General features: G+C 45.7%; 21 protein-coding genes. 9 read left to right on the forward strand and 12 right to left on the reverse strand.

Annotated features, from left to right (window positions below):
• Positions 1-383: 383 nt before the first annotated feature.
• From JN178_RS02560 to JN178_RS02570, 3 genes are all read left to right on the forward strand, one after another.
• On the forward strand, positions 384-2,387 hold the full coding sequence (locus JN178_RS02560; RefSeq protein WP_442859753.1) for a transglycosylase SLT domain-containing protein: 2,004 nt from the start codon (positions 384-386) through the stop codon (positions 2,385-2,387).
• A gap of 162 nt (positions 2,388-2,549) precedes the next feature.
• Positions 2,550-3,869, forward strand: a complete 1,320-nt coding sequence (gene pepQ / locus JN178_RS02565) for a Xaa-Pro dipeptidase (protein WP_202263419.1) — start codon at positions 2,550-2,552, stop codon at positions 3,867-3,869.
• A 105-nt stretch (positions 3,870-3,974) separates the two neighbouring features.
• Complete coding sequence (locus JN178_RS02570) at positions 3,975-4,691, forward strand: ZIP family metal transporter (protein WP_202263420.1); 717 nt, start codon at positions 3,975-3,977, stop codon at positions 4,689-4,691.
• 45 nt (positions 4,692-4,736) lie between these two features.
• On the opposite strand, the gene ispB is transcribed toward JN178_RS02570, so the two are convergent.
• Complete coding sequence (gene ispB, locus JN178_RS02575; protein WP_202263421.1) at positions 4,737-5,711, reverse strand: octaprenyl diphosphate synthase; 975 nt, start codon at positions 5,709-5,711, stop codon at positions 4,737-4,739.
• A 797-nt stretch (positions 5,712-6,508) separates the two neighbouring features.
• Here ispB and rplU point away from each other — a divergent pair.
• The 4 genes from rplU to folA all read left to right on the forward strand — a co-directional run bounded on the left by rplU (position 6,509) and on the right by folA (position 9,227).
• Positions 6,509-6,820, forward strand: a complete 312-nt coding sequence (gene rplU, locus JN178_RS02580; RefSeq protein WP_012517169.1) for a 50S ribosomal protein L21 — start codon at positions 6,509-6,511, stop codon at positions 6,818-6,820.
• A gap of 15 nt (positions 6,821-6,835) precedes the next feature.
• A complete protein-coding gene (rpmA, locus tag JN178_RS02585; protein WP_012517170.1) occupies positions 6,836-7,093 on the forward strand; it encodes a 50S ribosomal protein L27 in 258 nt (85 codons plus the stop codon).
• Between the two features lie 257 nt (positions 7,094-7,350).
• Entirely contained in the window at positions 7,351-8,520 is a 1,170-nt protein-coding gene (cgtA, locus tag JN178_RS02590) for an Obg family GTPase CgtA (RefSeq protein ID WP_159624208.1), read from the forward strand.
• Positions 8,521-8,738: 218 nt separating this feature from the next.
• Positions 8,739-9,227 carry a type 3 dihydrofolate reductase gene (gene folA, locus JN178_RS02595; RefSeq protein ID WP_202265860.1) on the forward strand — a complete coding sequence of 163 codons (489 nt, stop codon included), beginning with the start codon at positions 8,739-8,741 and terminating at the stop codon, positions 9,225-9,227.
• Positions 9,228-9,312: 85 nt separating this feature from the next.
• Here the strand turns inward: folA and rpoS are convergent, their stop codons facing one another.
• The 11 genes from rpoS to JN178_RS02650 form a co-directional block, all read right to left on the reverse strand.
• Entirely contained in the window at positions 9,313-10,305 is a 993-nt protein-coding gene (rpoS, locus tag JN178_RS02600; RefSeq protein ID WP_202263422.1) for an RNA polymerase sigma factor RpoS, read from the reverse strand.
• A gap of 75 nt (positions 10,306-10,380) precedes the next feature.
• Entirely contained in the window at positions 10,381-11,247 is an 867-nt protein-coding gene (locus JN178_RS02605) for a peptidoglycan DD-metalloendopeptidase family protein (RefSeq protein WP_202263423.1), read from the reverse strand.
• Between the two features lies 1 nt (position 11,248).
• Entirely contained in the window at positions 11,249-11,827 is a 579-nt protein-coding gene (locus JN178_RS02610; protein ID WP_159624203.1) for a YqaA family protein, read from the reverse strand.
• Positions 11,824-12,459, reverse strand: a complete 636-nt coding sequence (locus JN178_RS02615; RefSeq protein ID WP_159624201.1) for a protein-L-isoaspartate(D-aspartate) O-methyltransferase — start codon at positions 12,457-12,459, stop codon at positions 11,824-11,826. Before JN178_RS02615 ends, JN178_RS02610 begins: the two co-directional genes overlap by 4 nt.
• A 212-nt stretch (positions 12,460-12,671) precedes the next feature.
• Positions 12,672-13,757: a tRNA pseudouridine(13) synthase TruD gene (gene truD, locus JN178_RS02620; protein ID WP_202263424.1), complete on the reverse strand. Its 1,086-nt coding sequence runs from the start codon at positions 13,755-13,757 to the stop codon at positions 12,672-12,674.
• On the reverse strand, positions 13,754-14,227 hold the full coding sequence (gene ispF, locus JN178_RS02625) for a 2-C-methyl-D-erythritol 2,4-cyclodiphosphate synthase (protein ID WP_159624197.1): 474 nt from the start codon (positions 14,225-14,227) through the stop codon (positions 13,754-13,756). Before ispF ends, truD begins: the two co-directional genes overlap by 4 nt.
• Positions 14,228-14,256: 29 nt before the next feature.
• Positions 14,257-14,973: a 2-C-methyl-D-erythritol 4-phosphate cytidylyltransferase gene (ispD, locus tag JN178_RS02630; protein ID WP_202263425.1), complete on the reverse strand. Its 717-nt coding sequence runs from the start codon at positions 14,971-14,973 to the stop codon at positions 14,257-14,259.
• Between the two features lie 5 nt (positions 14,974-14,978).
• The gene (gene ftsB, locus JN178_RS02635; protein ID WP_159624193.1) at positions 14,979-15,269 is read right to left on the reverse strand and encodes a cell division protein FtsB; all 291 of its coding nucleotides are present in this window, start codon (positions 15,267-15,269) and stop codon (positions 14,979-14,981) included.
• 100 nt (positions 15,270-15,369) lie between these two features.
• Complete coding sequence (locus JN178_RS02640; RefSeq protein ID WP_202263426.1) at positions 15,370-17,085, reverse strand: TIGR03545 family protein; 1,716 nt, start codon at positions 17,083-17,085, stop codon at positions 15,370-15,372.
• A 247-nt stretch (positions 17,086-17,332) separates the two neighbouring features.
• Positions 17,333-18,955, reverse strand: coding sequence for a methyl-accepting chemotaxis protein (locus JN178_RS02645; RefSeq protein ID WP_202263427.1), 1,623 nt, complete (start codon positions 18,953-18,955; stop codon positions 17,333-17,335).
• Between the two features lie 107 nt (positions 18,956-19,062).
• A complete protein-coding gene (locus tag JN178_RS02650; protein ID WP_202263428.1) occupies positions 19,063-19,533 on the reverse strand; it encodes an Lrp/AsnC family transcriptional regulator in 471 nt (156 codons plus the stop codon).
• Between the two features lie 154 nt (positions 19,534-19,687).
• On the opposite strand from JN178_RS02650, the gene JN178_RS02655 reads away from it, so the two are divergent.
• Both JN178_RS02655 and putA read left to right on the forward strand, forming a co-directional pair.
• Complete coding sequence (locus JN178_RS02655; protein WP_202263429.1) at positions 19,688-20,728, forward strand: zinc-dependent alcohol dehydrogenase family protein; 1,041 nt, start codon at positions 19,688-19,690, stop codon at positions 20,726-20,728.
• 328 nt (positions 20,729-21,056) lie between these two features.
• Positions 21,057-24,854: a bifunctional proline dehydrogenase/L-glutamate gamma-semialdehyde dehydrogenase PutA gene (gene putA, locus JN178_RS02660; RefSeq protein WP_202263430.1), complete on the forward strand. Its 3,798-nt coding sequence runs from the start codon at positions 21,057-21,059 to the stop codon at positions 24,852-24,854.
• Positions 24,855-24,864: the final 10 nt, after the last annotated feature.

Below are 24,864 nucleotides of genomic sequence, written 5' to 3' on the forward strand. Positions count from 1 at the left end.
TTCATTTCGGTTTTGGTGCTTGTATAATGAGCGTTATTGACGCAAAGCGCCAATCCAGCATAAGAATAATCTACAATCATTACAGGCTATGTTTGTAAAGCATAGCTAACGATAGCTGGCACAACATCTTTATTGGCAAGGAGCCACGTTGTGTTTTTCCGCCGGTCAGTTGCGCTTACCGCGGATACAACCATTCATGCAACTGCGTAACGGTTTAACGTTATTCGGTGGGTGACGTTATTCGGTATGAAGGATATGGTAGGAGTTTTATTGTGTCTGGTTTAGTCTTTAAGTTTCAATTGCGTAAAAACGCATTAGCATCGCGCGCTAAAAAGCGCCTTTTCACGCCGTACCTTTGTCTGCGTACTCAGCGCAGCCTGCCTTTGCAGTCGTTTTTGTTATTGCCGTTTATCTTTGCTTTTTGCAATACGTCGCTGGCGAATGCCCAAGAAGCGTCATTGTTGAATTTACCCGCTGATAATTACGCCGATGAACGCGAGCGATTTTTAACACTTGAGACGAAATTGCGCACTTATTCAAAGCGTCGTGTTGACGACCTTGAAGGTGAGATACATAGCCTCGCTGAATACCCGTTATATCCTTATCTTTTGCGTCTTCAAATTGAACGCACTATGTCGCTTAAAACGAAGCGCGAGGTAAGACAGTTTCTAGATGATTATGCCGGGCAACCTGTAAGCTACGGATTGCGTTATCAGTGGCTAAATTACTTAGCGCGTCACAATCACCAGCAGACTTTTTTGGGCGACTATCGCGAGGGCATGGGAGCAAAGCTTACTTGTACTGCACTTAATTATCGCCTGAATCAAGGTGAAGAGGCCGCCATTGTTTTAAAAGAAGTGGATGCGTTGTGGCTTCACGGTCAGTCACAACCTGATGAATGTGACCCACTATTCGCCAAATGGAAGAAAGCGGGCATGATGACGCCTGATAACGTTATTCAGCGCATTGAAATTGCCGCGAAAGAAGGCAATCGTTCAATTATAAATTATTTAAAGCGTCAGTTGCCTCGCGATAAACAATATATTGCCGATGCATGGCTAGCGGTTACACGAGATGTGAGTCGTGTCAGTCGCGCCAATTTGTTTCCGCTTAAAAACAAAGCGCAAGAGGCCGAGGTAATTGTGTGGGCCCTTGAAAAATTAGCCTGGCGCAAACCAGAACTGGCAGCAGGTGTGTATACGCAATATTTGAATAAGGGGCTTTTTAGTCAAGCTCAACAACATGTTGCTCTGCGTTCGATAGCATTAAGCTTTACATTAGACAGGCTTCCTCAAGCACATGAATGGCTTGAAAAAGCCGATACAGATGGCGCCAGCGAGGACATTAAGTTGTGGCACGTTGCGCATTTACTTCGCACACAAAAATGGCAAGAAGTGGTTGACGTTATCAATAGTGCACCTATTCACCTTCAGCAAGAGGAAAATTACCGCTATTGGAAGGCACGCGCATTGGAAATGCTTGGGCAATCAATGCAAGCAACGGTGCTTTACCAAGAGCTAGCTGAAGAGCGTCACTATTACGGGTTTATGGCCAGTGCTCACATTGGTGAAATACCTTCGCTTTCGCATTCTCCCGCGCCAAGAGATATATCAGCCATGTCTGCTGTGGCACGCACTCCTGCCACGCTAAGAGCGGTAGAGTTTTTCAGGCTAGGCCGAAATACCAGTGCGCGCCGAGAATGGTATTATCTCCTTTCTCATATCCCAGATTCTCGCGTGACCGATGCGGGAATTTTGGCGTACGAATGGGGATTGTACGACCAAGCCATTACCAGTTTTGCGCGCAGCGGTTATTGGGACGACGTTGAGCGTCGTTTTCCGCTGGCATTCGACGATGTGTTTAGCCAGAAATCACAAGCTCACAACATTTCTAAATCGCTTGCGATGGCGATTGCTCGGCGTGAAAGCTCGTTTCGCACAGACGCCATTTCTTCTGTTGGCGCAGCAGGGCTTATGCAATTAATGCCCGGAACAGCACGTTATGTGGCGCAGGAAAAAGTTACTCGTAACGCCTTATTCAACGCCAACGACAACATTGATTATGGTATGCAATACTTGCGTTATCTAATGGATAAGTTAAACAATAATCCGGTTTTGGTATCGGCCTCTTATAACGCAGGCTGGCGAAAGGTACTTGAGTGGCTGCCAGCTAATGAAGCCTTGCCCGTGGATATTTGGATTGAGAATATTCCTTATAAAGAAACCCGTGCCTATGTAAAAGCGGTTATGGCATACCAACATATTTACGATATGCAGTTAGGCAGCAACGAAAATATCTTCCCTCAGCTTACGCGAGATATGATCCCATCTGCCGAGGCGGTCAGTACACATCCTGTCACAGGTACGTTGCAACTGGCACCTAAATAATCGATGTAAGTCGAGCATTTTTACCGTGCGTTGGCGCGACTTGCGACAAGTTGACACTTTAATAAGTGCATTGTGTAGCACACCCATGCAACAGGCAAAGGTGGCGTGCTACACTCACACCATAAGGCTTAACATCTAACGACAAAAAAGATAAGAGGGGCTATGCCGCAACATAAAGCAACCTACCAACAGCATATCGATGAACTTCAAGCGCGTACTCGTGAAGCGCTACAGCGCGAGGGTTTAGACGGATTAGTCATTCACTCAGGCCAAGGCAAACGTCTATTTTTAGATGATAACCACTATCCCTTTAAAGTGAATCCACAGTTTAAGGCGTGGGTGCCGGTTATCGATAATCCAAACTGCTGGCTGGTGGTAAACGGTGTTGATAAGCCTACATTGATTTTTTACCGTCCAGAAGACTTCTGGCATAAGGTACCGCCTGAGCCTAATGACTTTTGGACAGACAGCTTCAATATCAAACTACTACAGCAAGCTGATGCAGTAGAAAAGTTTTTGCCTTACGACAAAACGCGATTTGCCTATATTGGTGAGTATATTGAAGTGGCCAAGGCACTGGGTTTTGAGAATGTAAATCCAGATAGAGTTCTGCATTACTTACATTATCAGCGTGCGTACAAAACCGATTACGAACTAGATTGCATGCGTGAAGCGAATAAACTCGCCGTTGCAGGGCATAAAGCCGCAGAGCAAGCGTTTCGAGAAGGCAAAAGCGAATTCGATATCAACCTTGCATACGCACAAGCTTGTCGACAGGGTGACAACGACGTGCCGTATACTAGTATTGTGGCGCTTAACGAGCACGCTGCGATTTTGCATTACATGCAATGCGATACAGTCGCACCAAGTGAAAACCGTTCGTTCCTTATCGACGCTGGTGCAAACTACCACGGCTATGCGGCAGACATTACCCGTACTTATAGCCAAAACTCAACACTGTTTAGCGATTTGATCAAAGCAGTTGACAAAGTAACGCTAACCCTTGCTGATAGCCTTAAGCCGGGCGTTGCCTATGCAGATATTCATTTGTTAGCACACGATGGCATTGCACAAATTCTTCACGACACTGGGGTGGTTAACCTAACACCGCCAGACATTGTAGAAATGGGGATCACGCGTACTTTCTTCCCCCACGGTATTGGGCACTTCCTTGGGTTACAAGTGCACGATGTCGGTGGTCTAGTGAATGATGATAGAGGTACGCCGAAGCCAGCGCCTGAAGATCATCCGTTTCTTCGCTGTACACGCATTGTAGAGCCTCGCCAAGTATTTACTATTGAACCTGGGCTTTACTTTATCGATAGTCTACTGCGCGACTTAAAGGCAACGCCGGCATCTAAGTATATTAATTGGGATACCGTAGACGCATACAAGCCATTTGGTGGCATTCGCATTGAAGATAATATCATTGTGCATCGCGATAAGAATGAGAACATGACAAGGGATCTCGACTTAAACTAAATTTTAGTAAAAAGTGTATATTTAAAAGAGCAGCTTAGGCTGCTCTTTTTGTTGAGGCATCTGGCCTTAATGGCAGCAAAATAACCGTTAGCAAAAGGACTAGGCATGGCGCAAGGGGATATTGTAGGGTTACTCGTAATGGCTACCGTAGCAGGTTTAGCGATGCCACTCGGTGCTGTTTTAGCCACCTACCAAGGTATTCAGCCTAAATGGCTTGAACAAGAACTGCGTCATGGCATTTTGGCTCTGGGCGCCGGCGCTCTGATTTCTGCCGTTGGGTTGGTGTTAGTGCCTGAAGGCGTAAAAGACGTATCGATAGTAACGGCGCTAATTTGCTTTGTTGCTGGGGCGCTATCGTTTATGGCGCTTGACATCTATTTAGCAAAGAAGAAAACGGCCGGTAGTCAGTTGGCAGCAATGCTTAGTGATTTCGTACCAGAGTCAATTGCACTGGGTACAACGGCAGCGTTAGGTGGCGGTACAATGCTACTGGGTTTGCTCATAGCAGTTCAAAATTTGCCTGAAGGGTTCAATGCATATCGCGAGATGACCCCAAAAAACAAACAGCGCAGTACAAAGCTCATCATACTTTTTGCGTTGATGGCATTGTTAGGGCCGCTATTCAGTCTTATAGGGTTTTATTTTCTGGCGCAGTTTCCAGTGATAACAAGTGCCATCATGCTATTTGCTGCCGGAGGCATTTTGTATTCTGTGTTTCAAGACATCGCACCGCAAATTCGCATGGAAAATCACTGGTTACCACCGCTTGGCGGTATTATCGGTTTCTTGGTGGGAATGTTGGGCTACATGCTTGAAGGGTAGGGCTGTGCTGCCCTACCGCGCGCTATTTAGCTGCTGCTGAGAGGTTTAGCTCGTGCGTTCAACTGAAATATGCGCCAGCGCAATCAAGGCGTCTTTGTAATCTGACTCGGGAATAATGGCTAAGCTATCTATTGCCATTTGCACTTCTTTATTTGCACACTCTCGTGTGTAATCTAGCGCTCCGGTTTCTTCCATAATCCCCTGAATACGCGCTAGATGAGGCAAGCCATTACTCTGCTCGATGGCTTCTTGAATTAATGCGCGATCCTCATCGCTCTTGGCGTGCCACATAGCGTAAAGCAACGGTAGCGTCGGTTTCCCCTCAGCAAGGTCGTCACCGGCGTTTTTACCCATTTCTTCACTGTCAGCCATGTAATCTAAGATATCGTCTGCTAGCTGAAAGGCAGTGCCTAAATGCTTGCCATATTCTTGCATGGCTACTTCTACGTCATTGCCTTGGTCGGTGATAACAGCAGACAGTTGTGTTGCGGCTTCAAACAAGCGAGCGGTTTTGCCATAAATAACATCGAAGTAACGCGCTTCAGTAGTACTAGCGTCGTTGCAATTCATTAACTGTAGCACTTCACCTTCGGCAATTTGATTGGTGGCTTCAGACAGTATTTCCATAACGCGCATACGTTTTAGGCTAACCATCATCTGGAAAGAACGCGTATATAAGAAATCACCGACCAGTACCGATGCTTGGTTACCGAAAATCGCATTGGCGGTTTCGCGACCGCGACGCATGGTCGACTCGTCTACAACATCGTCGTGCAACAAGGTTGCAGTGTGAATAAACTCAACAATAGCCGCAAGAGTATGATGGTCGTTGTTATCAATGCCCATAGCACGTGCACTTAGCACAGTGAGAAGCGGACGCAATCGCTTGCCGCCACTGTTTACTATGTAAAAGCCAAGCTGATTAATCAGTGCAACTTCTGAGTCCACTTGTTGTTGAATCAGTTGGTTAACCGCCTGCATATCTTTATTCGACAGGGCGCGGATTTGATCTATATCCATAGGCATGGCAATAAAAACTTACTCTAACGTCTGGCAATAATTGGGGGCGATTGTACCTTAATCACACGTACTATCCACCAAATTGTCTTAAAAAATGACGGCTTAACGCATTTACACTTACTATGCATCGTTAATATTTCCGCTTTTGATACACGATTTCTTTCTACGTGTAACTTCAAGTGCGGCGAGAATAAAACTTACGGTATAAGTTATGTGTCGCTAAAACGCTATTGAATAATGTAATTATAGGTATGCATCGTGATTTTTCACTTAAGATTGGTATTTGTCACAATTATTTAAACTACTTGGTAACAAGCTGCTGTTAATTAATAGGTTTTAATCGTGTATTTCTGACACCGAAAAAAGTTTATCAATGTTGTATATAAACGCTGCTTAAACGCTAATGTAGTGACAAATGAAATAGTGATTAATGGCGATCTGATGTGTGATCCAAGCTCGGATCGCTATGCATGTCCATATTAAGCTAGTGCGATCCGAAAGTGATCATTATCAATCGAAAAACGGCGGGATCCGCAAAAGTGATCGCGTCACAACGCAGCTTTTTATCTGTTAATGAACAATTGTGAAACAGTGAAAAACGCTATTTTCTTCAAATTTTTTCTCTATTTATTGCTTTTAAAGCTGCATCAAATGGGCAATTCAGGCATAATTCCACCCATGTTGGAAAAATAATCATTTTTTCTGCGAATCGGGCTTGTGATTTACGGATGTTTCACGTACAATTCGCGCCCTGTTTTTTGAATTGAAGCGTCAGTGGACGCAGAGCGGAGTTAACTATGTACGCGGTTTTCCAAAGTGGCGGTAAACAACACCGTGTGGCCGAAGGCCAAACCGTTCGTCTTGAAAAAATCGAAGTAGCCCCAGGCGAAACGGTTGAATTTGACAAAGTTTTAATGGTAAGCAACGGTGACGACGTAAAAATCGGCACACCAATCGTTGCTGGTGGTAAGGTGACTGCTGAGGTTGTTACACACGGTCGTGGCGATAAAGTAAAAATCGTTAAGTTCCGTCGTCGTAAGCACTCTCGTAAGCAAGCGGGTCACCGTCAGTGGTTCACAGAAGTGAAAATCACTGGTATCAACGCATAATAGGAGCACGAACACATGGCACACAAAAAAGCTGGTGGTAGTACCAAAAACGGTCGTGATTCAGAAAGTAAACGCCTAGGTGTTAAGCGCTTTGGTGGTGAATCTGTTCTTGCTGGTAACATCATTGTTCGTCAACGTGGTACTCGTTTCCACGCTGGTGACAACATGGGTATCGGTAAAGACCACACGTTGTTTGCACTAAAAGACGGTAAAGTTCAGTTCGACGTTAAAGGACCGAAGAACCGTAAATTTGTAAGCATCGTAGCTGAGTAAGCGCGAAAGCTTCTCGCCGAACAGGCTTAGAAAAACCCCGCGCTAGCGGGGTTTTTTGTTTTGTGAAACCTTTCTTTGTTTTTCTGTTCTTATACATAGCGTTTAAATTCCTTGATGAGTGAGCGTTAGACAAGGTTTTACTTCTTAATTATTTTCAATGCAGAGCAGACTAAAAAGCGCCGATGGTCAATTTGGTGTAAACTTAGTATTCGCATTAATAAGTTAATAACCCACGGCATTACAGCCCGGAGTGATAAATGAAATTTGTAGATGAAGCTGAAATTCGCGTTGAAGCCGGTGACGGCGGCAACGGTACCATTGGCTTTAGAAGGGAAAAATACGTACCTAAAGGTGGCCCGGATGGTGGCGACGGTGGTGACGGCGGCAGTGTATTTCTACAAGCCGATGAAAACCTGAATACATTGATCGATTATCGCTTCGAACGTTTTCATCGTGCAGAGCGCGGTCAAAATGGTCAAGGCGGAAACTGTATTGGTAAGAAAGGTAAAGATCTTACCGTTATGGTGCCTGTGGGTACGCGTGCTACAGACAGCGATACTGGTGAAGTGTTAGGCGACTTAACGCGCCATGGCCAAAAACTTAAAGTGGCACAAGGTGGTTTTCACGGTTTGGGTAACGCACGTTTTAAAAGCAGTACTAACCGTGCCCCACGTCAAAAGACCAACGGTACACCGGGTGAAATTCGCAATCTTAAGCTAGAGCTTATGCTGCTAGCCGATGTTGGCTTACTTGGTATGCCTAACGCGGGTAAATCAACGTTTATTCGCTCTGTATCGGCAGCTAAGCCTAAAGTGGCTGACTATCCGTTTACCACGCTTGTACCTAACCTAGGTGTAGTGCGTCAAGATTCGCAACGAAGCTTTGTTGTCGCTGATATTCCTGGTCTTATCGAAGGTGCTGCTGACGGTGCCGGTTTGGGTATTCGCTTCTTGAAACACTTAGAGCGCTGTCGTATTTTGCTACATGTTGTAGACATCTTCCCTGTAGATGAAACTGATCCTGCTGAAAATGCGAAAGCCATTATTGAAGAGCTTGAAAAGTACAGTCCAAAACTTGCAGAGAAGCCACGTTGGTTGGTGTTCAATAAAGTAGATTTGCTGCTTGAAGAAGAAGCAGAGGAACGTTGCCAAGCGGTTATTGATGCACTTGGTTGGGAAGGTCCAGTTTACCAAATCTCTGCGTTCCAAAAGATGAACCTTGACCCGCTATGCCATGACATCATGGACTTCATCGAAACACTCCCAGCAGAACTGGAAGTGGAAGAAGAGAAGAAAGAAGTGGAATTCAAGTGGGATACGTACCACAAGAACACGCTCGAAGCCCATGATGAATTCGAAGATGACGATCTTGATGACGACGATTGGGACGAAGACGATTACGACGTAGAAGTTGAGTATCGTCGCTGAGAAACAGTCGTTGAGAAACAATCGCTGAGAAACAGTCGTTGAGAAACAATCGCTGAGCGACATAAGCATCAACGAATAAACTCGCTTAAAAAGCACGGTTCAGCCGTGCTTTTTTTGTTTCTATAGGGGGGCCATGGTAATAAATCAGCCCAACGATACAGTACATCCTGTATGATAAACGCCAGTAAACGTGAGGTAATAAGTAGATGAAGTTAGCAATGATAGCCGCAATGGCTAAGAATCGCATTATTGGTGCTGATAACGATATGCCATGGCATTTACCTGCAGACCTAAAGCATTTTAAATCAGTGACCATGGGAAAAGCCGTTATCATGGGGCGTAAAACCTATGAATCTATTGGTAGAGCTTTACCCGGGCGCCCTAACATTGTGATAACCAGTAACAAAGAATATAGTTTGTCTGATGCCACAGTGGTCGATTCGCCAGAGTCGGCAATCGAAGTCGCCAAAGCACTGACACAAAACGCCGAAGAGATCATGATTATTGGTGGTGGCACTATCTATCAGTCATTTTTAAACGATGCTGATACGCTGTATCTTACCCACATCGATCTTGAGGTAGAAGGTGACACTCAGTTTCCTGACTATGAGGCGGCAGCAACGTGGCATGAAGTAGAGCGGGCATCATTTGAAGCAGACGATAAGAACCCTCATGGGTACACGTTTGTCACACTAGCGCGAGCATAATTTATCTTAAACGTTAATTGCATGATCATCTGACAAAAAAGCCAGCGTAGTTGCTGGCTTTTTGCGTTCAGTTGGCGAGCTAGTTCTACTTCATTTGATCAAATAAGCTCTCTAGCGACAAACCTTGGTGGCCAAGCATATCGCGTAAGCGACGCAGTGCCTCAACTTGAATTTGACGAACTCTTTCGCGTGTCAGTCCAATTTCTGCACCTACATCTTCAAGCGTAGAAGGCTCATAACCCATTAAACCGAAGCGACGTGCTAACACTTCGCGCTGTTTCGGGTTAAGTTCTTCCAACCAAGTAATGATGTTAGTTTTGATGTCAGAGTCTTGCAGGCTCTCTTCAGGGCTAAACTCTTTTTCATCAGCAATAATATCAAGCAGCGCTTTATCGTTTTCACCACCAATGGGTGTATCAACCGAGGTGATTCGTTCATTTAAACGCAGCATTTTAGTGACATCTTCTACAGGCTTATCAAGTGCCATTGCAATTTCTTCTGCGGTAGGCTCATGATCTAGCTTTTGTGAAAGTTCACGAGATGCACGTAAATAAACATTTAGCTCTTTTACTACATGGATAGGCAAACGAATAGTACGCGTTTGATTCATGATCGCACGTTCAATAGTTTGACGAATCCACCAAGTGGCGTAGGTTGAAAATCTGAAACCTCTTTCGGGATCAAATTTTTCTACCGCCCGGATCAAGCCCAAGTTGCCTTCTTCAATAAGATCAAGCAGTGCTAGACCACGGTTGTTGTATCGGCGAGCAATCTTCACTACTAGGCGAAGGTTACTTACTATCATGCGTTTGCGCGAGGCTTCACAGCCTTTCAGTGAGCGGCGTGCAAAATAAACTTCTTCTTCTGCGGTAAGTAGCGGCGAAAAGCCAATCTCACCAAGATAAAGCTGTGTTGCATCCAAATTTTTAGGTTGGTCATCCTGACTGAAAATAGCATCATCGCTTTCCAGTTCAGCGTCGTTTTCTAAGGTTTCGCCGGCTTTCATATCAGCTGGCATATCGATGACTTCTACATCATCTTGAGGTGTTGATTCTAAGGCTTTCGTTGACTTACCCATCGTGAATCTCCTGCTACAAGGTTTACCTTATGACGTATCTCCTTTCCGCGTTCTTATTATTATTTATTGTTATTATTATCGTGGTGGCAGGTATTTCATCGGGTCTAACGATTTCCCTCGATACCTCACTTCAAAATGAAGCTTAACCGAACTCGTGCCGCTGTTACCCATGGTGGCAATTGTTTGGCCTGCTGACACCCACTGTCGTTCTTTAACAAGTATAGTGTCGTTGTAGGCATAAGCACTTAAGAAGGTATCGGTGTGTTTTATAATTACTAAGTTACCGTAACCTCGAAGTGCGCTCCCCGAGTAAACAACTTTCCCATCTGCTGCGGCAACCACATTACTGCCTCTTGCCCCAGCGATATCAATTCCTTTGTTGCCAGACTCTGCTTTACTGAAGGTCTCTACTAGCTTACCTTGTGCAGGCCACACCCACTTGTTAACTTTACTTGGGAAGCTAGTCGGCGTTTTATTTTTGACGCTCGGAGTCGGCTTCTTGACAGTGGTAACATTTTGTGGGTTAACAACTTTTTCACTTTCACGATACGCCTGTGTTTTTTTGCGGTCAACCAAACTTTTGTCTATAGGGGGTGAGGTCGGATCTGTTGACTGCTTAGTCTTGATCTCAGGTTTTACGGGGGTTCTAGCGATTCGAGGCGGTGGTGAGATCCGCAAAGTCTGACCCGGATAGATCACATAAGGCGCTGATAAGTCGTTGTATTTTGCCAGATCCCGGTAGTCATTTCCGGTATACCATGCTACGGCAAAAAGAGTGTCACCACGCTGTACTTTATAGGTATCTTGGGTAAATTCTTCGCTACCATCTGCAACCTGGCTATTAAGCAGTACCACGGGAGCAGGGGCACTTCGTCCTGCACAGCCGTGCAAGAAGACGAAAACGAGTCCAAGTAACGCTATTGAACGTGGCGACGTTGACATATCATCGCAGGATTATGTATGCCGCAATGGCAAGAAGTACAACGCCCCATCCAAGAATTTCGACGTATTGACGAAGTTTTTGCTCCATTGCCGCACCGCCCCAACGCATTAATGCTGCAACTAGGAAGAAGCGTGCGCCTCGTCCAATAGCAGACGCGATAACAAAGGGCAAAAATGCCATCTGCAAAAAACCGGCGCTAACCGTAAATATTTTATAGGGAATAGGTGAAAAGCCAGCAAGAAAGACAACCCAAATGCCATATTCTTCAAACCACGCCATGGTGGTTTCTATTTTGTGTGTGTAGCCCCAGCTGTCAATAAGTGGCGAAAGCCATGCATCAAATGCAAAGTAACCTAGCCAGTAGCCTGCAATACCGCCTAAGATAGAGGCGATAGTTGTGATAAGGGCAAACTGCCAAGCTCTATGCGGCTGAGATAATGCCATTGGCGCTAGCATGACATCCGGTGGAATAGGAAAAAACACAGACTCTGAGAAGCTTAACCCACCTAAATATTTGGTCGCGTGACGATGTCTCGCCCAGCGCAATGCCATGTCATAGCATGGCTCAAAAAGCTTCACATTAGCTCTCCTGCAACAAGGGGAACAAACCTGACAGACTCTATCGTCGTGGTTTTTAGTTCACCCTCAATCCTATCAATACACAGTAACGACTGTTGTTCGTTACCTACGGGAATAATTAATCTTCCGCCTTCTTTAAGTTGGTCACATAAATCTTGTGGAAGGCTTGCCGCAGCAGCGGTGACGATAATGGCGTCGTATGGCCCTTTAGACGACCAACCTTTCCAACCATCACCGTGTTTCATTGCAATATTATGAAGATCAAGCTGATTCATACGGCGCTTAGCTTGAAACTGCAATGATTTTATACGCTCAACACTAAATACTTTCGAAAATAGTTGCGCCAATATAGCCGTTTGATAACCCGATCCTGTACCAATCTCTAGTACTTTCTCGGGTTTATTAGGGCTATCAAGAAGCAGCTCTGTCATTTTGGCAACGATATAAGGTTGCGAGATAGTCTGGCCTTGTCCAATGGGTAAGGCGGTATTCTGATAGGCTTTGTGCTTTAGCGCATCGGGCAAAAAGCCCTCTCGCGGTGTACCCGCAATGGCGTTTAATACTGCCTGTGAACGTATTCCTTCGTTGTAAAGCAGTTCTGCTAACGCGTCTCCTTTTCTAGAAGCTCTCATGATGTTGCGTACTTTCCTTTATTCTTATTTCCAGCTTCGCTAGTCAATTATGTGGCGAGCCACGCTTTCATAGTATCTAAACTTTAACATGCCGTCATCTCTGTGCGAATTGTTCAACAGCACAATACCCATTAGCAATAGCATGAAAGGCAGTATAAGGGCTAGTATCACTAACCCCCATTAGGCCAGCTAAGCCAACTAGGCAACGCAAATTACACGCGATTTATTGGCGACAAGGTCTCAACACATTCACGCAGTACCGATGTAGCAAAACAGCCACTTGGCAGTGAAAATGAGACGGTAAAGGTATCACCTTTACTTTGCCACTGTAGCTGAGAAGGCCATATTTTAATTGCTCGGCGCTCTTGCTCGAAGCCGCATTGACTCAGAAAATCGATGACTTCACTATGATCAGACGCGACGCTTTGCTCTAAAGCCAATGCCTGATTTTTTGTAGCAAGTTCTCCCGTTCCCCACAGTGGTGCTGAAGGACAAACATCCTTCTCAGCATAGCGCTCTTGAGCGCGTAAATGGCGCTCATCAGCACTCGCTTTATCGTACATAAAAAAGCTATTTGAGCCTGATAACACTAGCGCGTCACCATCAATGACGGTGTCGAATTGTTCAGTTTCAAGCCGTGTAGAGAGCATTTCATTAAATAGCCAGCTACGCAATGCTGATAGTGCCATCGAGCGCTTGTTTCTGTGTCTAATAGCTTCACCGTTTACCATACGCTCAGCCATAACGAGGTTACCGCCTCGTTGCACCTCACCCATTTCGTTTAAACGCATAACACCAAAGCGCTGCTCACCGTAATAATTGGGTACGCCATGCTTTGCTATCTCTTGCAAGCGTTCTTCAATGGCTTCTGGATGCATAACTTGTCGTAGGGTAATCGTGAAGTGATTACCTTTTAGTTGCCCAGTGCGCAATTTCTTATTGTGACGAACCTGCTTAAGTACGCGTACTCCTTCAAGCTCAAATGTACTGAAATCAAAGTCAGGCTTGCCAGGTGCATGAATACCGAACCACTGTTGTGTGACGGCATATTTGTCTTTTCGTCCTGCATAGGTAATTTGACGTAGTGGAAGCTTCACGAAGCGAGCCAGCTGTTCGGCCACAAATGCGGTGTTTGTATTTGTTTTTTCAACAAAAACGAACTGGTGTTCGCCTTCGCCACAGGGCTCATACCCAAGGTCTTCTACAACTTGGAAGTCGTCGGCTTGAAACTTGAAAATACCTGTCGATACAGGTTTGTCGAAATAGTAATGCCAGTGATCGGTGTGTAACGGCTTCATAATTTTTCCAGTAGCGCCACAGCGTGCGCAGCAATGCCTTCTTTGCGCCCTGTGTATCCCAGTTTTTCTGTAGTAGTGGCTTTTACGTTAATAGCATCAATATCAACACCACAGTCTTTAGCTATTATTTCGCGCATGGCACTGATATGGGGAGCCATCTTTGGCGCTTGGGCAACAATTGTCATGTCCGCATTACCCAGTTTGTAGCCTTTATCGTTCACTACCGATACAACATGCCTTAGTAACACTCGACTATCAGCACCTGCATAGGCATCATCAGTATCAGGAAAATGTTTGCCAATATCGCCTAGGGCCGCGGCACCTAACAGTGCATCACAAAGTGCGTGCAGCAATACGTCGCCGTCAGAATGAGCAACTAAGCCTTGCTCATAATCAATCTTTACACCACCAATGGTAATGGGGCCGTTGCCACCAAATTTATGTACGTCGAATCCATGTCCTATTCGCATTATGGTTGTGCCTTTTTTATCGTGGCGCGTTAGCGCTCGCGTAACTTTTGTTGTAAATAAAATTCTGCCAAGGGTAAATCTGCAGGATGAGTAATTTTTATATTCGCAGGGCTACCGTTAATCATGGCAACTTTGTGACCCGCCAGCTCCATCGCCGACGCTTCATCAGTAATATTCGCACCAGCGGCGAGACCCGTTTCAAGAGCGTGCTTTAATAATCCCGCAGGAAACAGCTGTGGCGTAAGAGCGTGCCACAAATCGGTACGCTCTTCTGTATGTGAAATTGTTCTTATGGTTGCCAAGGTGTTAGGCGATGCTGTTGCTCGCTTCATTGTATCGCGCACTGGCGTGGCCAATATGCCGCCCGCTACCGAGTTGTCATTCATCACATTAAGTAGCGAGGATATATCCTCTTCATCAACACAAGGGCGAGCTGCGTCATGAACTAATGCCCAGTCTGTTGGTGCTAATGTGGCGATACCGTTAAGCACACTGTCAGCGCGTTCTTTGCCACCTTCAACCACACGAATTGCTTTACCGTTAAGTTCCAATTCGGCGAAATACGCGTCGCCTGCACTAATCGCAACCACAACGTCGTCTATCTTAGGATGGTTAACAAGGGCGTCAATGGTGTGTTCCAGAATGGTTTTACTTCCCAGCATGAGATACTGTTTGGGGCGATCGGCTTGCATTCTGCTGCCAACGCCTGCGGCGGGAATGACCGCAACAACGCGAGGGATAGTCATGTTATTCACTTCGATTCTGCTGGTAAAATGCGGTAAAAAGTTTCACCTTTTTTGATGAGCCCAAGCTCATTTCTCGCCCGTTCTTCAATAGCTTCTAGCCCAATTTTTAAATCGCTGATATCGGCTTTTAAGAGGGCGTTGCGCTGCGCGAGGTTGGCATTTTGAAGTGCTTGTGTGTGAACTTCTTGCTTGCGATTGAAGTAATCGGGAATACTGTTTTTGCCAAACCATAGGCGATATTGCAAAAGTGACAACAGCACTAACAATACAATAGGAAGCCATTTACCTTGCAACACAAATCCACCTGAATATTGGTTGAGCATAAAAACACAGAGGCATTATTGCCTCTGCTCTGTGTCACATTATGCCGCGAACGCGCGCTGAGTCAAAGGCGTATTAGTCACCTTGGCCAAATTTGCCCTTAAGTTTATCTAGCAGTTTGTTTTTCTGTTGTTCAACCACGTTATCCAGTTGTGCTTGTAAAAGCTCCTGTAATGCTGCGCTGTCACCTTGCGCCGCGCTTAACATGCTGCTCACATCAACAAGCTCGCCGGATAGCACCGTTTGCTGGTTGCTCACCATGGCGTTGAGTTTAGTGTTCAGCTCATCCAATTTATCTTTTTGACTATCGGTTAACTGCGATAGCGCAGCTTGCGCTAATTTATTGTCTAAATCTGACTTAATGTTGAAGCCTGGGTTTGAAAGTGTACCGTCTAGCAGCATTGTCATGTTTAAGCTACTTAGGCCTTGAAGCGCCTTGGCAATAGCGCTGGTGACATCACTCGTACCAGTGGCCTCCATAACCAGTTGCTGCAGGTCAACTTCCCCCGTGCCTGACAGCATGTTATCGGTGACTTCCATCGAACCATTGGTCTTCATTAAGGCCGACTTTAATACGGCGTTCAAGGTTTCATTTTGGCTGAAGGAAACCTCAGACATGTTAACACCTGCTAGTTCCCAAACCTGGCTGGCGTCAACGCCGTTACCATCTATCCAAAATTCGCCGCTAGAGGTAAATGACTTCAGTAAGTCACCCGCCGCTTCAATGGTAAAAGTAGTTGGGTTACCAAATACTTCGTGCACATTAGTAATGTTGTTCCATTTACTGGTAATCGCCTCATCTTGCCAAAGTACAGAGACGTTGGCTTCTTTAACCAATATAGAAGGTATGTCTGCTGGTGCTTCGCTTTTTTCCTCACCTTGAATGAGGGGCATGACAATTTGCATCGCAGCCATTAGGTATTCAGTGTATTCGGCCGCTTTGTCACCAAAAACGAAATAAGTAACTTGAGAAAGGGCGGCCTCATCCCCTGCAATTACGCCTTTTAGCAACGCGTAGTCTTCTTGGGGGGCATTTTTTAGCGCTTCTACACTGTTACTTAATGCCACTTTGGCGTCAGAAGCTTTTTCTGTGAAGCGACTAATAAGCGCTCTGTCTGCTTGCATCTCTTCTTTGAGTTTATCAAACGCAGACTTTGCTTGAACAAGCGCTTGAGGGTCTTTGTAATTTGTCTCTTTTAGCTGCGCCACTTGCGTTTTATAGTAATCGATACGCGATTTATCTGGCAGATTTTCATAATCAGATTTCAAGTCTACCCCATAACTCTGATAAGCCTCTTTCGCTTGCTCGACGGCTGCCGTGGTTTTAAGTGGGTTACGGGCAAGTAGCTCATCAACAGTAGGTACCGCTTCTTTAGCTTTTGCCTTGATTTCATCGAAAGACAATGAACGCTCTGGTACGCGATACACTTCACCGGGCGCAGAACGTTCAGTATCAAATTGTACTTTCAGTAGGTTTAAGTTATTTACAATGACTCGATCATCTAGAAGGGGAGCCAACTCTACATCTGCATTTGCGTGCCCAACGAAAACTTGGTTGTGTGAGGGCTTAGTCGGGTTCGTTAACGCAATGCCTTTTAGCGTAACGGTAGTAGGGAATAACGAGTGATCAAACTCATCAATGTTAACTTCCGCGCCGTATGACTCACCAAGCTTAGACTCAAGAATTGATTTGATAATGGTGTTAGCAAAAAGGAAGTACACCAAAAACAATAGAACAAAAAATCCAACAACCCACAGTAATATAGGTTTGCCCTTGCTTTCACTACTCATTTCCCACTCCTTGATTTGATATGTGTTTGGTGACGCCAATTACGCTTTTTCGCTAACCCTCATGGGCATAATTAGATTGAAATTACGCGTAAGCTTGGAACACTTTCTCTCGAAAATTCAGTGTAATGCACTGGCTCATAATCTTCCATAGTTTGCCATACAAATAAAAAAACCAATGCCTTATAAAAAAGGGCACGTGGAGAACGTGCCCTTGGTTATATATTCAGTGCACCTGCATTACTGGCGTCTACAATTTGAAGCGATTCGCAATATCCATAATGGCCAAACAGCTCGCGCGAAGTGCTTGGCTTGCTGAGGCCAGTTCATCTGCAGTGCGTAAGCTATTATCAGCCGCGCCAGAAAGCGCATTAATTCGCACGTTCGCTTCATTAGCAGCTTCTGCTTGTTGTTCAGTTGCACGCGCAATTTCACTGCTCATATCGGCAATTTCCGTCATCAGCCTGTCTGCTTCTTGTAAGTTCTGATTGGCCTGAATAGCGTTATCAACGGTTTTCGTAGATGCAGATTGGCTTACTTTCACGGCATCGACCGCAGCTTTTGCATTGCTTTGTAATTTCTCAATCATCGCTTGAATTTCATCAGTGCTTTGACCGGTGCGACTGGCAAGGGTACGCACTTCGTCAGCAACAACGGCAAAGCCGCGACCTTGTTCACCTGCTCGGGCGGCCTCTATTGCCGCATTTAACGCAAGCAAGTTAGTTTGTTCGGCAATACCTCGAATGACATCCAGTACTGCGCCAATGCTATCAGTCTGCGCTGCAAGTTCAGTTACCACGCTGCTTACACTTTCAATATCTGATGTAAGAGAGCGAATGTCTTTAACGGTATTATCAACCACCGTAGCACCATGCTGTACATTACTGCGTGCGCTGCTGGTACTTTTTTCAGCAGAATCTGCATTGTTGCTCACTTCATTAATTTGCGACGTCATTTGTTCCATCGCGGCGGCGACTTGAAGCATGTTTTCATTCTGGTCGTGCGCTTGCTGATTACTATTTTTACTCGAGTTCTCAACTAGTTCTGCCTGTTGGGTAAGCGAGTTGATATTCTCTCTAATACCCAGCAGTGACTGTCGCATTTTTTCAGTGTATTGATTAAAGTACCGTGCCAGCCGAGTGACTTCGTCTTGTCCTTTTTCAGGCAGTGAGCGGGTGAGATCGCCTTCGCCTTGCGAGATATCTTTCATGCGCTCTGTTACTTCCTGAACAGGCTTAACAATGCTTCCGCCAATCACGTAGATAAGTAACACCACTAACACAACACTCACAACGCAAAAACCAATCATTACGTTGCGCATGTGGGCGTATTCTGCTTCCAAGTTCGTTAGATAAATGCCTGAACCCACTGTCCAACCCCATGGCTTAAACTCTTTAACATAGGATATTTTATCTGTGGGCTCTGTCTCGCCAGGTAGCGGCCACACATAATCAACAAAGCCATCACCCTGAGATTTCACAAGCCTTGCCATGTCGACAAAGAATGCCTTGCCATTACCATCTTTAAACGAGCGCAGATCATTGCCCTCGAGTGCGGGTTTTATGGGGTGCATTACCATGGTCGGCGTTTGATCTTGGATCCAAAAGTAATTGCTACCATCGTAGCGTAGTGCTCTAACCGCATCTAGCGCGAGCTGTTTGGCTGTTTCTTCGCTAACGTCATTGCGTGCAGCAAAGCTGCCAAGCATGGTATGAACGACCTCTACCAAGTGCTGGTTTTCTTCGTAAGACTTTTGCTTGAGTGCTTCAAAGTGCCGGTTTAGCACTAGCCCTGTGAGCACAACAAACAACAGAATTATTAAGGCAATAATAATACCCAATCGTTGGATAAGGCTGAAGTTTCGTAACCACATAAACACACACCTACTTATCGTAATTTTTATTTTTTTACTAAGTGTAGACGCTTTTTTTTAGTCCACACCGATTGGTGTGTGATTTTGTGTAAATGTTTAAAGCTATTTTAAGTTTTCGTTGTTTTGTTAAGTGGTAAACGGCTAGACGACTTCAATTCGCGCAGCGAAATACTTGAAGAAATATCTGAGATACCGGGTAGCTTTCTCAGTACGCGGTCTACAAATTGACTGTAGTCATCAAGGTCCTTAGCGACCACTTGTAAAAGAAAGTCAGCATTACCGGTGGTGTTGTGACAGCTAAGTACATTGTCACATTCGGCAATGAGCGCTTCAAAATTTTCAGTGGTCTTGTTGTCGTGTGCGGTATAGGTCAATTGAACAAATGCCAACACGCCAAAGCCAAGTTTGCGTTTGTTTAAGTTCGCTTGATAACTTTCAATGTAACCCTCTGCTTCCAAGCGTTTAACACGTCGCCAGCAAGGTGTTTCACTCAGGTTCATCTTTTCAGCGAGCTTCGCGTTAGATAGCTTGCCGTCATCTTGCAGTAACGACAATATAGAAAAATCGGTCTTATCCATGCCTTAAAATCTCTTTTTTGGGCGATTCTTTTATTATAGATCTCATGAGTAAAAGATTCTTTCAATATTGTTCGTATCGGTAAGAAAAAAAGCAAGGTAATTTCTTCGCTGCACACTACTATTAATAGCTCAAACATTGACGAGGGCTAACACGATGAAAGCAGTTGTATTTAACGAATTCGGCGGTTCACTTCAAATTCAGAATGTACCTAAACCAACGCCTAAGTCTCACGGTGTAGTGATCAAAGTGAAGGCAACGGGAGTGTGTCGAAGTGATTGGCACGGTTGGATGGGACATGATGATGGGATAGCTTTGCCTCATGTGCCTGGACACGAATTCGCAGGCATTGTTGAGTCGGTAGGCAAGGACGTAACACGCTTTGCTGTTGGCGATAGTGTCACTGTCCCGTTCATAAGTGCGTGTGGCCGATGTGGAGAGTGTGCGTCAGGAAATCACCAAGTGTGTGGCAACCAAACACAACCAGGCTTTACACACTGGGGCTCATTTGCAGAATATGTGGAAGTAGATTTTGGTGATGTCAACTTGGTGCATATCCCCGAAGGCATAAACTATGTTACCGCGGCCAGTCTTGGCTGCCGTTTTGCTACGTCGTTTAGAGCGGTTGTCGATCAGGGGAAAATACAAGCAGGCCAATGGATAGCGGTTCATGGTTGCGGCGGTGTTGGGTTATCGGCCATTATGATCGCATCGGCAATAGGGGCAAATGTTATTGCTATCGATATCTCTCCAAGTGCGTTAGCGCTTGCGAAAAAACTCGGGGCAGATATTGCGATCAACGCCCTCGACGAAAGCGATGTGGCGGCAAAGGTTAAAACACTCTCTTTTGGAGGGGCGCATGTTTCTATTGACGCGTTGGGTAACCCCACAACTTGCGTAAATTCAGTGAACAGTTTAAGAAAACGCGGTAAACACGTTCAAGTTGGCTTACTACTCGCAGAACAATCTACGCCTCCCATTCCTATGGACGCTGTGGTCGCACACGAATTAGAAGTGATAGGTAGTCATGGAATGCAAGCGTATCGCTACGAGGATATGTTTGCCATGATTGCGGCTAAAAAGTTGAATCCTCAAGATTTAATTGGGTCGACGATAACGCTTGAAGAGGCACCACATGCACTTGCGTCAATGAATGAACATAATCAGGCTGGTGTGACTGTGGTGACAATGGAGTAGGACTTGTAAGTCGCCGCTTTTTTATGGGGTAAATTCACAGTCGTCAAATCACTTAGGCATCGTGTAAACGTGAGTGGACTGCCTACATTGGCTTGTTTGCAAAAACTTTGCTGGTAAGAGCTTGGCAGGAGTTTTTTGTGTGCTAACATCCGCGCGAATTTGGCGTCATCGTGATCTTCATCCATAAGTATAAAGTTAAAAAGAAGACTGATGCGTAATTGCGAAGTTTCGACTTCGCTTGTTTTTTAGCCGCTTCCATGACACCGTGGCGCATCTAACCACGGCGGGAACGCTTTTTTATTACAGCTATTTCTATGAAAGGGTTGCAATGCTCATTAACGACACACTTCATACAACATCACCCCTACGCCAGCGCATAAGAGACTATTATCGCATTAGCGAATCAGTCGCGGTGGATCAAATTCTTCCTATTGCAGAGGTGAATCCTCGAGCGCGAAGTCGTGCTTGGGAGCGCGCGCGTAAAATGGTGCTTCAAATTCGTCGTGAACAAGAGGGCCACGGTGGTGTAGATGCGCTGCTAAATGAATACTCACTGTCTACCGCCGAAGGTGTAGTATTGATGTGTTTGGCCGAAGCATTACTTCGCGTACCTGATAAAGAGACGCAAGATGAGCTTATTCGCGACAAATTATCACAAGGCCAGTGGACGCCACACCTTGGTAATTCAGAGTCGCTGTTTGTAAACGCATCTGCATGGGGCTTATTGTTCACCGGCAACATGGTGAACTATGCCGACAAGCGTAAAAAAGAACAGTTTGGTTTATTGAAGAAAACCTTAGGTCGTTTAGGTGAACCTGTTATTCGCCGTGCAATGAACATCGCAATGCGTGTCATGGGCCGCCAGTTTGTTATGGGCGAGACCATTGAAGATGCGGTGGAGCGCGCCAAAGATAAAGAAACCAAAGGGTATGTGTATTCTTACGATATGCTTGGTGAAGGCGCGCGCACCATGCGTGATGCTGACCGCTATTATGATGCATATGTAAAAGCAATTAAGGTGATAGGTAAAGCGGCCAATGGTCGTGGTCCAAAGCGTTCGCCAGGTATCTCGGTTAAGTTATCGGCCATACATCCGCGTTTTGAGTTTTCACACCGCGAACGCGCTATGGCGGACATTCCTCCGCGTCTAAAAGCCCTGTGCATGATGGCAAAGGAATACGACATCGGCCTAACAGTTGACGCAGAAGAAGCGGACCGTCTTGAGCTATCACTCGATATCATCGAAGCCGTATTCCGCGACGAAGATCTCAATGGTTGGGAAGGCTTTGGTCTTGCGGTTCAGGCATATCAAAAACGTGCTATTCACGTTATCGAGCACCTACGTGAGCTAACGTTGGAAGTAGGCCGTCCGTTAATGGTGCGCCTAGTAAAAGGTGCTTATTGGGACACAGAAATTAAACTTACCCAGCAAGCTGGCTTGGAAGAATTCCCAGTATTTACACGCAAGTCATCAACCGACGTGTCGTACCACGCGTGTGCTAACCGCTTGCTCGAATATCGCGATACCATTTATCCGCAGTTTGCGACGCACAACGCTTACACTGCGTCTGTGATTGTTGAACTAGCAGGAGACGATAAAGAAGGTTTTGAGTTCCAGTGTCTTCACGGCATGGGCGATACCTTATACGACCAGGTAGTTACGCAAGACAAAATTCAATGTCGCGTGTACGCCCCAGTGGGTGAGCACGAAGACTTGCTGGCCTATCTTGTGCGTCGTCTTCTTGAAAACGGTGCAAACTCTTCGTTCGTTAATGCCATTGTTGATGACGAAAAGCCGGTAGAGTCTTTACTTGAAGATCCTGTTGAGAAAACTCAGCGCTTGAAAGTACGCTATAACAAGCTGATAAAGACGCCTCGTGGTTTGTACGCGCCTGAACGCGACAACTCGCGTGGACTTGACCTTACCGATACCAATGCGGTGACTGCGCTTAAACACGAACTAGAGCGTTGGCAGGATTATTACAAAGTTACGGGTGATGTGCCTGAAGGTGCAACGCCAGTGCTTAGCCCCACAAATCACGAAGATATTGTGGGTTATCATCACTACGCCACATCAGAACAAATGCTGTCGGCACTAGATGAAGCACAAACAGGGTTTGACGCTTGGTCGAAACGCGATGTGAAAGAGCGTGCTGAGATTTTAAATCGCACCGCAGATGCATTAGAGCGTCACATGGCGGAGCTTATCGCGATTTGTATGCGTGAAGCTGGAAAAGTAGCACAAGACAGTATTGACGAAGTGCGCGAAGCTGTGGACTTTTGCCGTTACTACGCCGTTCGCGCCGAAGAACTGGCAGAAGATCAGCGTTTACTGCCTCGTGGTGTGGTGCTGTGTATTAGTCCTTGGAACTTCCCACTTGCCATTTTCTTGGGGCAAGTTGCAGCGGCCTTGGTAACGGGTAACACGGTTATTGCTAAGCCCGCCGAGCAAACCAGTATTATCGCCAAGCGCGCTGTGGATATTATGCATTCGGTTGGTTTACCTGAAGATGCGTTAAAACTCATTGTGTCACCGGGTAAAGCAGTCGGCGATACCTTGCTACCAGACGAGCGCATTAAAGCGGTAATGTTCACAGGGTCGACCCAAACGGGTACGCTAATTTCACAAGTGCTTGCTGAGCGTGGTGGCGAACAGGTGCCTCTTATTGCAGAGACTGGTGGTCAAAACTGTATGATTGTCGACTCTACTGCATTGCCAGAGCAGGTGGTAGACGACGTCATTCATTCTGGTTTCCAAAGTGCGGGTCAACGCTGTTCAGCACTACGTGTACTTTTCGTACAAGAGGAAATCGCAGACGATCTTACCGATATGCTTATCGGCGCGATGAAAGAGCTTACCGTAGGCGACCCTACACAGCTTGCTACCGATGTAGGTCCAGTGATTGACGAAAAAGCCCTTAAAAGCTTAACTGATCATCAGAAATATATGGAAGATAAAGGTAAGTTACTTTATCGCAATGAAATGCCGGCAGGTTTTGATAACGGTACTTTCTTTACGCCAACACTCTATGAAATTGAAAACATCAATGTGCTTGAAAAAGAGGTATTTGGGCCTGTCGTTCACATGGTGCGCTTTAAGTCAAAAGACTTAGACTCGGTATTAGAGCAAATTAATGGTACTGGCTATGGCCTTACTATGGGGATCCACTCGCGAATTGAAGAGCGTGCTAACGAATTAGCCGCAAAGAGTCGTGCGGGTAACGTTTACATTAACCGTAATATGATTGGTGCGATTGTCGGTGTTCAGCCGTTTGGTGGCCGTGGATTGTCTGGTACAGGTCCTAAAGCGGGTGGTCCAAACTACTTATCTCGTCTAATGGTAGAACGTGCAACACCTAAGCCATCGCATATTGATGATGTTGATGCGACAGATGCAGCACTGGTGGGCGATGAGAAAATTGCAGAACGCGCTCACGTGATGATGGATAAAGCGAAAGCGGTTGAAGTACAGTGGCGTCACACACCACTAAACGACCGCATATCAATGGTCCGTCAACTACTCGCGAAAATAGCGAAAGTAGACATTGTTGATGAGTTAGCCGATGACTTAAATCGTACGTTAGCGACAGCCCGTCAACAGCTTACCAGCGTTGAGCGAAAACTCGCAAAACCGCAAACGTTACCTGGCCCAACGGGCGAGTCGAACAAGTTATATCTTGAGCCGCGCGGTATTCTAGTGTGCTTTGCTGATAAAGACGTAACCTTTGAATATTGGTTGCTTTCTATCGTAACGGCGCTATCTACTGGTAACCCAGTAGTGTCAGTAGTCTCTGAAATTTTCTACGACGAAGCGGTAGAAATTCAGAATAAGTTCGAGTCCACAGGTGCGCCAAAAGGCTTATTCCAAGTCGCACGTCTGGCACATCTTGATACCTTATTAATGGACGAAGACCTATCTGGCGTTGTTGTTGATTCTAATACAGAGCGCACGGCACGTATTACCGCTATGTTGTCGTCACGTGAAGGCGCAATTTTGCCTGTGATCACTGCAGAGTATAACGATAATCTTATTCAGCGACTGATGACTGAGAAAACGATTAGTATTGATACGACTGCCTCTGGCGGCAATACATCACTGATGACATTGGTTGAAGACGACGAGTAAGCGTCTAACG

This window comes from Alteromonas sp. KC3 (genome assembly GCF_016756315.1).
GTDB lineage: Bacteria > Pseudomonadota > Gammaproteobacteria > Enterobacterales > Alteromonadaceae > Alteromonas.